The organism is Legionella birminghamensis (assembly GCF_900452515.1).
Classification (GTDB): domain Bacteria; phylum Pseudomonadota; class Gammaproteobacteria; order Legionellales; family Legionellaceae; genus Legionella_C; species Legionella_C birminghamensis.
Map to the genome: position 1 here is coordinate 1,519,208 of NZ_UGNW01000001.1, position 12,169 is coordinate 1,531,376.

The following is a 12,169-nucleotide window of genomic DNA, read 5'->3' on the forward strand; positions in this document are numbered from 1 at the left end:
TTTGCCTGCAAATACAATATATGGCAGTTATGATTATAAATTAGTAATCCTGTCATATATAATTGCCGTATTGGCCTCCTATGTTGCATTGGATTTCGCAGGTAGATTAAGAGTCGAAAAAAATTCTAGGGATAAAGTATACTGGCTTCTTGGCGGCGCATTCGCAATGGGAGCCGGTATCTGGTCCATGCATTTTATCGGTATGCTTTCTTTTATCATGCCAATGCCAATGGGCTATGACTTGTTCTGGACAGTTTCCTCGCTTCTGGTTGCCATTGCCGTTTCTTGCTTCGCCTTGTATATCCTAAGATCAAATAATCACTCTTTTATAAATCTCGCTATTGGCGGAGTCATCATTGGATTTGGCATTGCAACAATGCACTATATGGGCATGGAAGGGATGCGGGTTCATGTCCAGATTCATTATATATTCTCAATCTTTTTATTATCTATCCTGATTGCCATTGTGGCATCCGAGGCTGCACTTTGGCTTGCGCTTGAGAGTAATAGGGGTACGTCCCGAAAGCAGTTTTATACGAAATTGTTAAGCGCCCTGATTATGGGGGTGGCTATTTGTGGCATGCATTATACGGGTATGGCAGCAGCAGTATTTACCCCGCTGGCTCAACATGTGCATATCGAGACTGTTAATCAAAATCTTCTTGCCTTTTTTGTTGCCGGAATTACCGGATTAATCATCAGCCTGGCGCTAATGGTGTCTACCTATTATAAACAGATGCTTAAGGTAGTCCAAAATGAACGGGAATTCGTTAATGCCATTTTAAATAATCTGGATGATGGAATTATCGCCTGCGACGCGAATGGTAAAATAACGGTATATAACAAAGCCTTGAAAAGTTACCAGCAGGTTCCCTTGGGAAAAGATCTGCGGCTTTCTGATTACCTGCATTTTACCTCCCCGAATAACCAGGTATTAGAGGATGAGGAAACCCCTCTGAAGCGGGCCTTACAAGGTGAAAAAATTCATGGTTTGGAGTTATTGCTGAAATTCAACAATGGTGAAGTACGTAATGTTATCGTAGATGGGCAGGCGATTACAGGGACCGATAACTCAACAATGGGCGCTGTCATTGCCATTCATGACGTTACTGATCTTAAAGAAACAGAAAAAATGAAAAGAGAATTTGTTTCTGTCGTTAGTCATGAATTAAGAACGCCGCTGACTTCTATTCGTGGCTCATTAGGCCTGGTTTTGGGCGGGGCGGTTGGAACTTTTTCTGAAAAAGCGCAAAAACTTCTGGATATTGCCAATAAAAATTGCGAGCGCCTTTTACTATTGATTAATGATATTTTAGATATGGAAAAAATTCAGGCCGGAAAAATGGATTTCAAACTTAAGCAAACCAATTTAGCCAATCTGATACAGGATGCTATCCTTGCCATAAAAATGTACGGTGAAAAATTTAATGTCTCTGTACGCCTGGAAAAGATGTTTCCCGATATTATAGTAGAAGTGGATCCGGACCGTTTGATGCAGGTGATGGCAAATTTATTATCAAATGCGATTAAATTTTCCCCCACAGGCGGTGAAGTGACTGTGTCAATGAAGCAACAGGGTAATCAGGTCAGGGTGATTGTTACGGACTCGGGCTCTGGTATTCCCCTGGAGTTTCAATCACGTATCTTCCAGCAATTTAGTCAGGCCGACTCCTCTTCTACCCGGGGAAAAGGCGGTACAGGGCTTGGTTTGAGTATCAGTAAAGCCATTATTGAGAAAATGGGTGGCCAGATTAATTTTAGCAGTCAGCCAGGAGTAGGCAGTCAATTTTATTTTGATTTAAATAATGTCTCAGTCCAAAAGCCGCTACCAGAAATTCCTAAAATTGGTTTGCAAAATGCCGATAGATTTTTAATTTGTGAGGATGATCCGGATCAGGCCAAATTTCTGGGCTTATTAATGGAAAGTGCCGGTTATGCCGTTGATATTGTGGAGTCGGTTGCACAGGCAAAAAAATGCCTAAGCACAACCCAATACAAAGCCATCTTGCTGGATTTAATTTTACCCGATCAGGATGGCATCAGTTTTATAAGAGAATTAAGAAACTCCGAAAAAACGAGGGAACTCCCTGTCATTGTTCTTTCTGTTATCGCCGAAACCGGGCATTCGATGATTAATGGAGATGCGATTTCTGTAGTTGACTGGTTAGATAAACCCATTAATTTTGATAAATTATTACAGTCCATAGGTAAAATCAAAACAAAAATTAAAGACAAAATACCGGTGGTTTTGCATATTGAGGACGATATTGATATGCAAAAAGTAATTCGAACTGTACTGGATTCGGAAGTTAAATTAACTTCAGTATCTACTTTAAAAGAGTCAGAGGAATTATTGGCTAAACAAACATTCGATTTGATTATTCTTGATTTACTTTTGCCAGATGGAAGCGGGACTCAACTGCTGCCTTTGCTTGCCGAAAAGCATTTGCCGGTGATTGTCTATTCGAACACTGAATTGGATGAGGAGTATTCCAAATATGTCGTTGATGCACTGGTAAAATCTAAAACAACTAACGATGATTTACTCTCTAAAATAAAACACCTGTTTAATGGACAACAACAGGAAGGGGGGCATTATGTCCAGTAAGGAATTATCCAGTATTTTATATGCAGAAGATGAGGCAGATATCCGGGAAATCGCACAGGTAGCTCTTGAGGACTTAGGAAACTTTAAAGTTATTTTTTGTAATAATGGCTTTGAAGTGCTTGAGGCAGCCAAGGGAATAATCCCGGATTTGATTTTGTTGGATGTAATGATGCCGGGTATGGATGGTCCTTCCACTCTAATGGAGTTAAGAAAGATCCCTAAATATGACAACATTCCCGCTATATTTATGACCGCTAAAATCCAGACAGAGGAGGTGGAACAATATAAGTCCATGGGGGCTGTCGAAGTGATTGCTAAACCCTTTGATCCAATGACTTTAGCAAGTGATATTCAGGCAATCTGGGATCAAATATGAAAGCCGAAATTAAGGAAAAGTTACAGGCTTTATTTACAGAGTATGCTAGAAGCCTGCCGGAAAAACTTGCTCATATCAACAGGGAATGGGCTAATCTAATGATTCATTGGGATAAGGTCCTGTTTCAGGATTTCCACAGAACCATTCATAGCTTATGCGGTTCGGCAGGTACTTATGGCTATGATAATCTGTCAAAAGCAGCCAGAAAACTGGAAATAGTTTTAAAATCGAAAGTATCACAAGACAGCCTCCAGCAGGAAGATAAAGAGGAGATTGATTTTCTCCTTGACCAATTGCAAATGGCATTTATAACAGCAGAACCTGAATCGAAATCAGCTGTTTCTCAGGATTTCCTTACTAAGAATGGAAAAATAATACTGATAGATAATGATCGGAATTTTACAAATGAATTGCAGGATAATTTAATTGAAGCAGGTTACCAGGTCTATGCAATGGGAAGTGAAGAAAATATCAGCCAGAATTTCTTTGATATATCACCTGCTGCACTCATTGTTGATATTGAAAATATCAGTGAGGGGACAAAAGATTTCTTGTTTAAACTTTATAATAATGAAAAAGTGTCGATTCCCTTATTTTGCACTGCTTATAGTGCTGATATTTTAACAAGGCTAAAGGCAATACGCCTTGGCAGCAGCGCTTTCTTTCAAAAGCCGATGGAATCTACTTATCTAACGCGAAAACTTGATCAGTTCTGCGCCTGCATGCCCAGTGAGCCTTACAGGGTTCTGGTTATAGACGATTCACTTTCACTGGCTGAATACTATACGCTGATTCTAAAAGAGTCAGGATTAGTTGCCCAATTCATTACCAACCCGCTGCTTCTTATTGAAACAATAGAGGATTTTCAACCGGATGTGTTATTGATGGATGTTTACATGCCCGAGTGTTCCGGTCTAGAACTTGCCGTCGTGCTTCGTCAGGAGCCCCAGTATACGCGTTTACCGATTATCTTTCTGTCAACTGAAGATGACCGGCTTAAACAATTGTCTGCATTAAATCTTGGCGGTGATGACTTTTTAGTAAAGCCCATTGTGCCCCAGCATTTAATTAAAACCGTGCTTTCAAGAGCCAAACGGGCGGAGATTTTGAATTCGTTTATGACAAAGGACAGCTTGAGCGGCTTGTATAATCATACCAATATCCTGCAGCGCCTGGATGTTGAAATTGCTCGTGCTAACAGACAGAATGAACAACTGTCCTTTATTATGGCTGACATTGACCATTTCAAACTGATTAATGACAATTATGGCCATCCAACTGGCGATAATGTCATCAGGAAGATATCCTCCCTCCTTTTATTATCCTTTCGTAAAACCGATATCATCGGCCGCTACGGCGGAGAGGAGTTTGCCATCATTATGCCTAACACCAGCCCTGAAAATGCGTTTCGGGTGATAGAAAATTTTCGCCTCAAATTTTCGAAATTCCTGTTTCAATGCAATAAGCAGAATTTCTCAGCAACGGTTAGTGCGGGTTTATCCTCTTTTCCTGCGGTAAAAGATATGAGCAGCCTGGTTTCCGCGGCTGACCAGGCTTTATATGAGGCCAAGAGGAATGGCCGCAATCAGGTTGTTTTTGCAGATTCCCTGGTTAATCATTGATTTATCACTCGTACGGAAAAATCCTGCCAGCATTTGCTGTAATCTCTTTGCCTGCCAGGATGCTGCATGGCCTGCCCGCTGACACGCCAGATATCTCTGGTTTCAAACATGAATGCCAGGGTATTTTCATAACGCACAGGTTTTAAATCGGCGGATATCGCTTGCAGATAGCTCTCCGTATCGGGTCCATGTGAGCTCATACAATTGTGAATACTCACTCCTCCCGGTAAAAATCCTGATTTTTTTGCATCATATTCCCCCCTAATCAGGCCCATTAATTCATTCATAATATTCCGATGGAAGTAGGGGGGGCGAAAACTGTGCTCTGCAACCATCCAGCGGGGTGGAAAAATGACGAAATCAAGATTGGCAACACCCGGAGTGTCACTTTCAGAGGTAAGTACAGTAAATATAGACGGATCAGGATGATCAAAACTGACGGTATTAATCGTATTAAAAAGGGATAAATCATAACTGTAAGGCGCCAGATTACCGTGCCAGGCAACCACATTCAGCGGTGAATAATCACACAGGGCTGACCACAAACGATTTTGAAATTTACAAATGATTGTTACCTCAAAGTCAGGAGACTCAAAAGCGGCTACAGGGTAAAGAAAATGCCGGGGATTTGCCAGCGAGTTGGCGCCGATTACTCCCAGTTGAGGTAGGGTGAGCGGTGAGCCGGCATTCTCGCACAAATAGCCGCTGGCTGATTCAGATTTTAGTTCCACACGAAATTTGACCCCTCTGGGAATGACTGCTATTTGTCCAGGTTGAATTTCCAACCGTCCAAATTCGGTCAGTAATAGTAATGTGCCTTCGTAAGGAACAAACAATAATTCCCCGTCATGGTTGGTGAAATAACGCTTAATCATTGACTGAGTACATTGATAAATCCAGGCATTAACCATCGAACTGCCAGCCAGTGGAAATAGTCCATCCACAAAATCAACTTCAAATTGTGGCGCAGAAAGAGGAGACCATCGGTAAGGATTAGGTGCCTGAAATTCCAGCAAGTCAATTAATTTATCCGTTTTGTAAGGGACATAATCATGTTGCTTGACTGAAGGAGCTGTTTTATAAAGCCAGCTATGCAGGTTAGAAGCCCTTGCTTTGGTAAATGCCGAGCCGCTTAGTTGTTCGGCATATAATCCGTAAGCACATTCCTGAGGGGAGTTTTGCTTATCAGGCAGTGCACCTGAAATTGCCTCTGTTTGATGGTGGTTTCCGAATCCAGACAAATACACTGTGACTCTCCCTGCAGATTATTTATTCTTAAGAATATCCCGATCATTTCAGACTGTCGAGAGCATAATTCTGTCCTCTGATCCTCTATGCCATCATTGACTTGAATGTTATAATTCACCCCATTTCGATTCAGTGTTGAGGTGTGTCGTGGCTGGTCATAGTAAATGGGCAAACATAAAATTCAGAAAAGGTGTGCAGGATGCCAAACGGGGTAAAATTTTTACCAAACTAATCCGTGAGATTACCGTTTCAGCCCGTATGGGCGGCGGAGAGGAGTCTTCTAACCCGCGGCTAAGAGATGCGGTAATCAAAGCGCTGAAAGCCAACATGAAGCGGGATACGATCGATAATGCCATTAAGCGGGGAGCTGGCGGTCTTGACGGCGATAATATGATGCAGATGCGCTATGAAGGCTATGGCCCAGGCGGTGTTGCAATTCTGGTCGATTGTCTCTCCGATAATAAAAATCGAACTGTATCAGAAGTACGACATGCATTTACCAAGCACGGTGGTAACCTGGGAACCGATGGCTCGGTTGCCTATCTCTTCAATAATCAGGGGGAGATTTTATTAAGCGCCGGGCAATCTGAAGAAGCAGCCATGGAAGCTGCAATTGAAGCTGGAGCTGAAGATGTGTCGGTTGATGAAGGCCAGGTTGAAATTATCACTGCTTCTGAGGATTACCATTCAGTCCTTAATGCTATGCAACAAGCTGGGTTTGAAGTTGAGCAGTCCAGCCTGACCATGCGTGCACAAACCATGGTTCCTGTAGATAAGGAAACGGCGGAAACTTTGTTGAAGTTAATCGACATGCTGGAAGATCTGGATGATGTGCAGGATGTTTATAGCAATGCGCAATTGCCGGATTCCATGTTTGAATGACCATTATCCTAGGGATAGATCCTGGTTCAAGGGTTACCGGATATGGAATAATCCGGGAAGAGAAACGCAAGCTGGCCTATGTCGACAGTGGCTGTATCAGAACATCGGAAGGGGAGTTAAGCCAGCGGCTATTGGAAATATTTAATGGCATTTGCCATCTAATGGATGATTACTCTCCCACCGAAGTCGCAATCGAGCAGGTTTTTTTACACCAGAATCCTAGCTCTGCATTAAAGCTTGGGCATGCACGCGGCGCTGCCATGGTGGCCGCAGCATCGCATCGTATCAAAATCAGCGAGTATTCCCCCCGAGAGGTGAAACAGGCCATAGTTGGTTATGGTGCCGCAGAAAAGGAGCAGGTGAAGCGGATGGTGGTCAGTTTGCTGATGCTGAACAAGGCACCGCAAAGCGACGCGGCCGATGCGCTAGCTATTGCCATCTGCCATAGTCACAATCGACGGGGCATTGGGGCTTTAATTGCTAAATCAAAGACAGCGGGAGCAGCTACATGATTGGATGGTTACAAGGAACCATAATCGATAAAACCCATCCGGGGCGTTTTGTAATAAACGTCAATGGAGTGGGTTATGATGTGGAAACATCTCTTAATACGTTTTTTCAACTGGAATCCAGCAGTAATTCCATCATATTGCATATTCATACCATTGTCCGGGAGGATGCTTTATTACTGTATGGATTTGCTGACAAATTGGAGCGGTCCTTATTCCGGGCATTAATCAAAGTCAATGGCGTAGGGCCTAAACTGGCCATTACTATTTTATCCAGTATTTCGCCTGGCGAATTCATTCAAACCATCGTGCAACAAAATGCAGTTTTCCTCACTAAATTGCCTGGCATCGGTAAAAAGACCGCCGAGCGTTTAATCATTGAAATGAAAGATAGTATCGAACAGTTAATGTCGACAGAATCGCTCGACATTCCCAAACGTGAGCAAGTAGCCAATCCCCGGGAACAGGACGAAGCTATCCGCGCCCTCGAGGCATTAGGTTACAGGCTGCAGGAAGCGACCAAAGTAGTTTCCCGTCTGGATGATGGCACTAAAAGCTGTGAGCAACTAATTCGACAGGCTTTGAAAGAGCTTGCGGGAAGAGCAGTACTGGGTTAACGAATCTCCGTAGTGATTGATTACGCGAATCCCTGCGGCACCGCCCCATAGCTATCTACACAAGTGCATGAGAATTAAAAGCTATCGAATCCCCGCGGCTTCGACCGCAGGGCCCATACGAAGCCAATTGAATGTTAAGCACACTTAATTTATTACTACCTGTTAAATCTTATTTTTTGGTAACATTGAAACTTGTCTGAGGGCCATGCTACTCCAACAGGCATGGGCCCCGCGGTCGGTGCCGCGGGGATTCGATTGTCGGTGCCGCGGGGATTCGATTGTCGGTGCCGCGGGGATTCGATTGTCGGTGCCGCGGGGATTTCGATTGTCGGCGCCGTGGGGATTCGATTGTCGACCCCGCGATTCGATTCATCTAAAACAGGGGAAAAAGAACCCTTACAATCAGGCCAGTCCCTTCCTTGGGCGATTCCAGTTCCACTTTTGCTCCATGCAAATCGCAGATTTGTCTGACTATCGCAAGGCCAAGCCCGCTTCCTGGACTCTTATTTCCAAGTACTCTGAAAAAGCGCTCAAAAACTCGGCTCTGTAATTCCTCGGGAATTCCAGGACCATTGTCTGAAACTTCAAATATAAGCTGATTTTCTCTCTGGAATACCCGAACAACAACTTTTCCATTTTCCTTGCAGTAACGAATCGCATTGTCGACCAGATTACGTATTAATATGCCGATAGCGGTAGAATTGCCGTCTAAAACAGGCAGATTGTCGTCATGCTCAAACTCAAGCTCAATTTGCTTCTCCAGTGCGCTTGGAGCGAGCATAGCCATAATTTCACGAGCGACTTTTATGAGGTTGACTTCATCAACATCGTTGATGCCTGTAGAGCCTGGCACTAATTTACTCATCGTCAAGAGCTGTTGAACAATATGCGTACTCCGGTTAACGCTGGCAATTAATTTGTGCAGTGCTTGATTCTTCTCATCAATATTGCCCGTGTTTAAGGCAACCTGTGCCTGGGCTTTCAAAGCAGCCAGCGGCGTACGCAGTTCATGGGCAGCATCCGCTGCAAAACGTTTTTCCCGCTCGAAACCTTCCTGCAGCCGATAAAATAACTTATTTAACTCATCAATAACCGGCTTGATTTCCTCTGGGACTTCCTGCAGGTCAACTGGCTCAAGATGTGTAGGGGCTCTGTTCGCCACTTCCTGGGCCACGCGGTCAAGGCTGTCTAGCCCGCGGCCGATAATAATCCATATTAATAAACCGGAGAGGGGAAAGGTAAGCAGCATGATATATAAATCATCCTGGGCGATGCGGTGTCCCAACTCATTACGGGTATCATAGCGTTCGGCAAGCACAGTACGAATGCCCGCTTTGTCATTATACGTTGTAAAAACGCGCCATTTCTGATTCGCTAGAAACCGATCGCTGAACCCATCGATTTCAGAGGTTAAAGGTATTTTGGGCGCAGTAGGTGAGTGAAGCAATAACTTGCCGCCATTAGTCCAAACCTGGAAATTAAATTTATCCATGTAATTTTTAGGCGGTAGATCATTTAAAAAACCGACGCTGATAATAGTTTTCAATTTTATCTGGAATTACCTCCAGTGCATCCTGAATTTTGGCAAGAGGACGCTGGTGTAAATCATCACCCAGGAGCGCCTGATAGGAGAGTGCAGAAACGGCCATCAGGGTATCAAGATGTTCCTGAATATCCTTCTGGTCAAGATAATAATTACCAATAGCAGTGAGAGTTGTTGTAATGGTGATGGCTAACAACAAATTTATTAAAAGGAACTTGCGTATTGATGATTTCACAATAGCTAACTACTCTCACTTTTATCGGTTTTTTCTGCCATGTACCCTACGCCGCGTATTGTACGGATAAAGTTTGCGTTGAGTTTTTTGCGCAGATTGTGAATATGTACTTCCAATGCATTGCTGTCCACATCTTCATCCCAGCCATAAATACTTTGCATTAATTGCTCCCGGGAAAGAACCTGGCCGCTGTTTTCCAGTAATTTTTGCAGGAGTGCAAATTCGCGTCGGGGAACATTAACCATCACATCATCCACATAAACAGAGTGTGCGGCAGGATCAAGGGTGATATTACGGTATTGCAGAAGCGCATCAGCCCTGCCTTGAGAGCGCCGGACCAATGCTCTGACCCTTGCGCTAAGTTCATTCAAATCGAAAGGTTTAATCAGATAATCGTCAGCCCCGGTATCAAGCCCCTTGACTTTATCTTCAACAGAATCTCTGGCAGTTAATATAATCACAGGCGTTGCATTGCCATCGTTCCTTAATGATTGCAGGAAACCAAGCCCTGATAATTTGGGTAAACCAAGGTCCAGGATAATCAATTCAAACGATTCTGATTTTAATGCAGCCCGGGCTGCTTCGCCATCCCTGAGCCAATCAACTACATAACCAAACTGTGTTAAACCGGCCTTAACTGCATCTCCAAGCAGTTCGTCATCTTCTACCAATAGCAATCGCATCACAGCTCCTGTTTATTCAAGGCAGACTCTTTCTTGAGTCACCGGAGGGTTGATCACTTGCGTCTTTATCTAACATGTGCCTGGTTAAATAAAGTGCTTGAAGAAATACAAAAATCAGGGTAAAGCCTGCACCACCAAATAATTTGAAGTTAACCCATACATCGGTACTGTAAAAATAGGCGACATATAGGTTTATGGCTCCCATTATCGCGAAAAAAAAGAACCATGCATAATTTAGACGATACCAAATTTTAATCGGGAGTTGAACATTATTTTCCATCATTCGCTGAATAAGGGACTTGCTGCTTACATAAGGTGATAATAGAAACGCCAAAGCAGTTAACCAGTATATTCCGGTCGGTTTCCATTTAATAAACCAGGGGTTATGAAAAAATAAGGTTGCGCCGCCAAGAACAGCAATAATCGCGAAACTGATGACATGCATTTTTTCAAAACGCTGATGCTTGAGGCGGTACAAAAAAACCTGTAGTAAAGAAGCGACTATAGCTATTGCTGTAGCGGTGTAGATGCCAAACAGCTTATAGCCAACGAAAAAAAGGACGATAGGAAAAAAATCAAACAATAATTTCATAATGCTTATATGAGGTTACATAATGTTAAGTATAACACACGATTTAAAACCAACTTGCAAGTTTTCATTTCTTGATCATGAAGAAAAAATATAAAGACTTCTCCAATCCCGTTGCCTTGTATTTCTGAACATAAAAATTTATAGTACGAGCAAAATTTGAAGGATCGCGCTGATATGGTAAATAATCGTCGTCTTGTATTCCTGGATTGGTTAAGGATATTTTCAATTACTTCTGTAGTTGTTGGTCATAAATTTTACCCTTCCTTGGCACAATATTTGAGCGATGGGTCAGTTCATGGATCGCTTAAAACGATTATTCGACTAATTTTGCCTTTCTGTTTGGGTGGGGGAACCGGTGTAATTGTTTTTTTTCTAGTCTCTGGTTATGTCATTACTTATGTGTTGCAATCTGAGCAGCCCTTAGAGTTTGCCTTAAAGCGTATTTTCAGAATCTATCCCTTATTCATTACTGCGTTACTCATACAAACGCTTATTCACTATCAAATAACTAAAGCCCCTATTTCTTTACAAACATTAGTCCCTCAGTTGCTACTCATGGGTGATATATTTAAAGTACCCTATATGCTGCTCGGAGTGGAGTGGACTCTTCGAATTGAAGTTGCGTTTTATGTTCTTATGTTTTGTATGCGCTATGCTGGATTATTATCCACCTATCAACGTTTTTTCCCCGGAATACTTATTTTGCTGACGTATTTACTCGGGATCGTAACGGGCATTCCTGATGGAAGCTATGGCGGTTATGGGTATTGGAATATGTATGCACCATTTTTATTACTGGGCAGTGCTTTCCTGCTTTATGAGAAGAAATCGGCTAGCGGGACATTTCTGGTTTTCTTTGCAAGTTTTGTACTCATTCAATGTTGGCAGTTGACCATAATCTATTCTCCAGGTCTTAAAGATATGGATTTTGTATCGCTAGGCTTTCTTGTTTTTCTCACGGCCTGGCTATTCCGGGACTCAATGCATATGAACAGGCTAGGTTTTTTTATTTCTGAATTAACTTATTCCGTCTATTTATTTCATAGCTGGTTGTTTGATCAAATTAAAACAGTCCCACTCTTTAGTTCAAACTTAAAAGCACTGATTGTGTTGATTTTATTTTGCATTGCCATGAATAAACTAATCGAAAAGCCAGGGATTCGATTGGGTAAATCGATGTGGAGATGGTTGGAGGAGCGCAAGAGAACGCCAGTTGTTAATGGACAAGTATCCTAGCACTATTAAGGTCTGTTA

10 protein-coding genes and 1 pseudogene are annotated in these 12,169 nt (G+C 42.7%); 7 read left to right on the forward strand and 4 right to left on the reverse strand.

Features of this window, described 5'->3' with window-relative positions; genetic code table 11:
- The first annotated feature begins 1 nt into the window (after position 1).
- Genes DYH42_RS06385 through DYH42_RS06395 form a run of 3 tightly spaced genes read left to right on the forward strand, consistent with a single transcriptional unit; the run spans position 2 to position 4,606 of the window.
- Entirely contained in the window at positions 2-2,608 is a 2,607-nt protein-coding gene (locus DYH42_RS06385) for an MHYT domain-containing protein (RefSeq protein WP_237758970.1), read from the forward strand.
- Positions 2,598-2,984: a response regulator gene (locus DYH42_RS06390; RefSeq protein ID WP_058522853.1), complete on the forward strand. Its 387-nt coding sequence runs from the start codon at positions 2,598-2,600 to the stop codon at positions 2,982-2,984. The genes DYH42_RS06385 and DYH42_RS06390 overlap by 11 nt, the downstream gene beginning before the upstream one ends.
- Positions 2,981-4,606, forward strand: a complete 1,626-nt coding sequence (locus DYH42_RS06395; RefSeq protein ID WP_058522854.1) for a diguanylate cyclase — start codon at positions 2,981-2,983, stop codon at positions 4,604-4,606. Before DYH42_RS06390 ends, DYH42_RS06395 begins: the two co-directional genes overlap by 4 nt.
- Here DYH42_RS06395 and hmgA read toward each other — a convergent pair.
- Positions 4,600-5,853: a homogentisate 1,2-dioxygenase gene (hmgA, locus tag DYH42_RS06400; RefSeq protein ID WP_058522855.1), complete on the reverse strand. Its 1,254-nt coding sequence runs from the start codon at positions 5,851-5,853 to the stop codon at positions 4,600-4,602. The two genes, DYH42_RS06395 and hmgA, sit on opposite strands and share 7 nt — an antisense overlap.
- Positions 5,854-6,001: 148 nt before the next feature.
- Here hmgA and DYH42_RS06405 point away from each other — a divergent pair, with 148 nt between their 5' ends.
- From DYH42_RS06405 to ruvA, 3 genes are read left to right on the forward strand one after another with little or no spacing between them, the layout of a single operon-like run.
- The gene (locus DYH42_RS06405; protein WP_058522856.1) at positions 6,002-6,736 is read left to right on the forward strand and encodes a YebC/PmpR family DNA-binding transcriptional regulator; all 735 of its coding nucleotides are present in this window, start codon (positions 6,002-6,004) and stop codon (positions 6,734-6,736) included.
- Positions 6,733-7,248: a crossover junction endodeoxyribonuclease RuvC gene (gene ruvC / locus DYH42_RS06410; protein ID WP_058522857.1), complete on the forward strand. Its 516-nt coding sequence runs from the start codon at positions 6,733-6,735 to the stop codon at positions 7,246-7,248. The genes DYH42_RS06405 and ruvC overlap by 4 nt, the downstream gene beginning before the upstream one ends.
- On the forward strand, positions 7,245-7,862 hold the full coding sequence (gene ruvA / locus DYH42_RS06415) for a Holliday junction branch migration protein RuvA (protein WP_058522858.1): 618 nt from the start codon (positions 7,245-7,247) through the stop codon (positions 7,860-7,862). Before ruvC ends, ruvA begins: the two co-directional genes overlap by 4 nt.
- 373 nt (positions 7,863-8,235) lie before the next feature.
- Here ruvA and DYH42_RS06420 read toward each other — a convergent pair.
- The 3 genes and pseudogenes from DYH42_RS06420 to DYH42_RS06430 form a co-directional block, all read right to left on the reverse strand.
- A pseudogene (locus tag DYH42_RS06420) lies at positions 8,236-9,640 on the reverse strand (ATP-binding protein).
- Between the two features lie 5 nt (positions 9,641-9,645).
- Positions 9,646-10,323, reverse strand: coding sequence for a response regulator (locus DYH42_RS06425; RefSeq protein ID WP_058522859.1), 678 nt, complete (start codon positions 10,321-10,323; stop codon positions 9,646-9,648).
- Between the two features lie 16 nt (positions 10,324-10,339).
- On the reverse strand, positions 10,340-10,915 hold the full coding sequence (locus tag DYH42_RS06430) for a septation protein A (protein WP_058522860.1): 576 nt from the start codon (positions 10,913-10,915) through the stop codon (positions 10,340-10,342).
- A gap of 174 nt (positions 10,916-11,089) precedes the next feature.
- Between DYH42_RS06430 and DYH42_RS06435 the strand changes: the two genes are divergently transcribed.
- A complete protein-coding gene (locus DYH42_RS06435) occupies positions 11,090-12,151 on the forward strand; it encodes an acyltransferase family protein (RefSeq protein WP_058522861.1) in 1,062 nt (353 codons plus the stop codon).
- The last annotated feature ends 18 nt before the right edge of the window (positions 12,152-12,169 follow it).

Coding starts and splice junctions, on each gene's coding strand:
- DYH42_RS06390 (WP_058522853.1), top strand. CDS start 2,598: ATGTCCAGTAAGGAATTATCCAGTATTTTATATGCAGAAGATGAGGCA.
- DYH42_RS06435 (WP_058522861.1), top strand. CDS start 11,090: ATGGTAAATAATCGTCGTCTTGTATTCCTGGATTGGTTAAGGATATTT.
- ruvC (WP_058522857.1), top strand. CDS start 6,733: ATGACCATTATCCTAGGGATAGATCCTGGTTCAAGGGTTACCGGATAT.
- DYH42_RS06395 (WP_058522854.1), top strand. CDS start 2,981: ATGAAAGCCGAAATTAAGGAAAAGTTACAGGCTTTATTTACAGAGTAT.
- DYH42_RS06425 (WP_058522859.1), bottom strand. CDS start 10,323: ATGCGATTGCTATTGGTAGAAGATGACGAACTGCTTGGAGATGCAGTT.
- ruvA (WP_058522858.1), top strand. CDS start 7,245: ATGATTGGATGGTTACAAGGAACCATAATCGATAAAACCCATCCGGGG.
- DYH42_RS06430 (WP_058522860.1), bottom strand. CDS start 10,915: ATGAAATTATTGTTTGATTTTTTTCCTATCGTCCTTTTTTTCGTTGGC.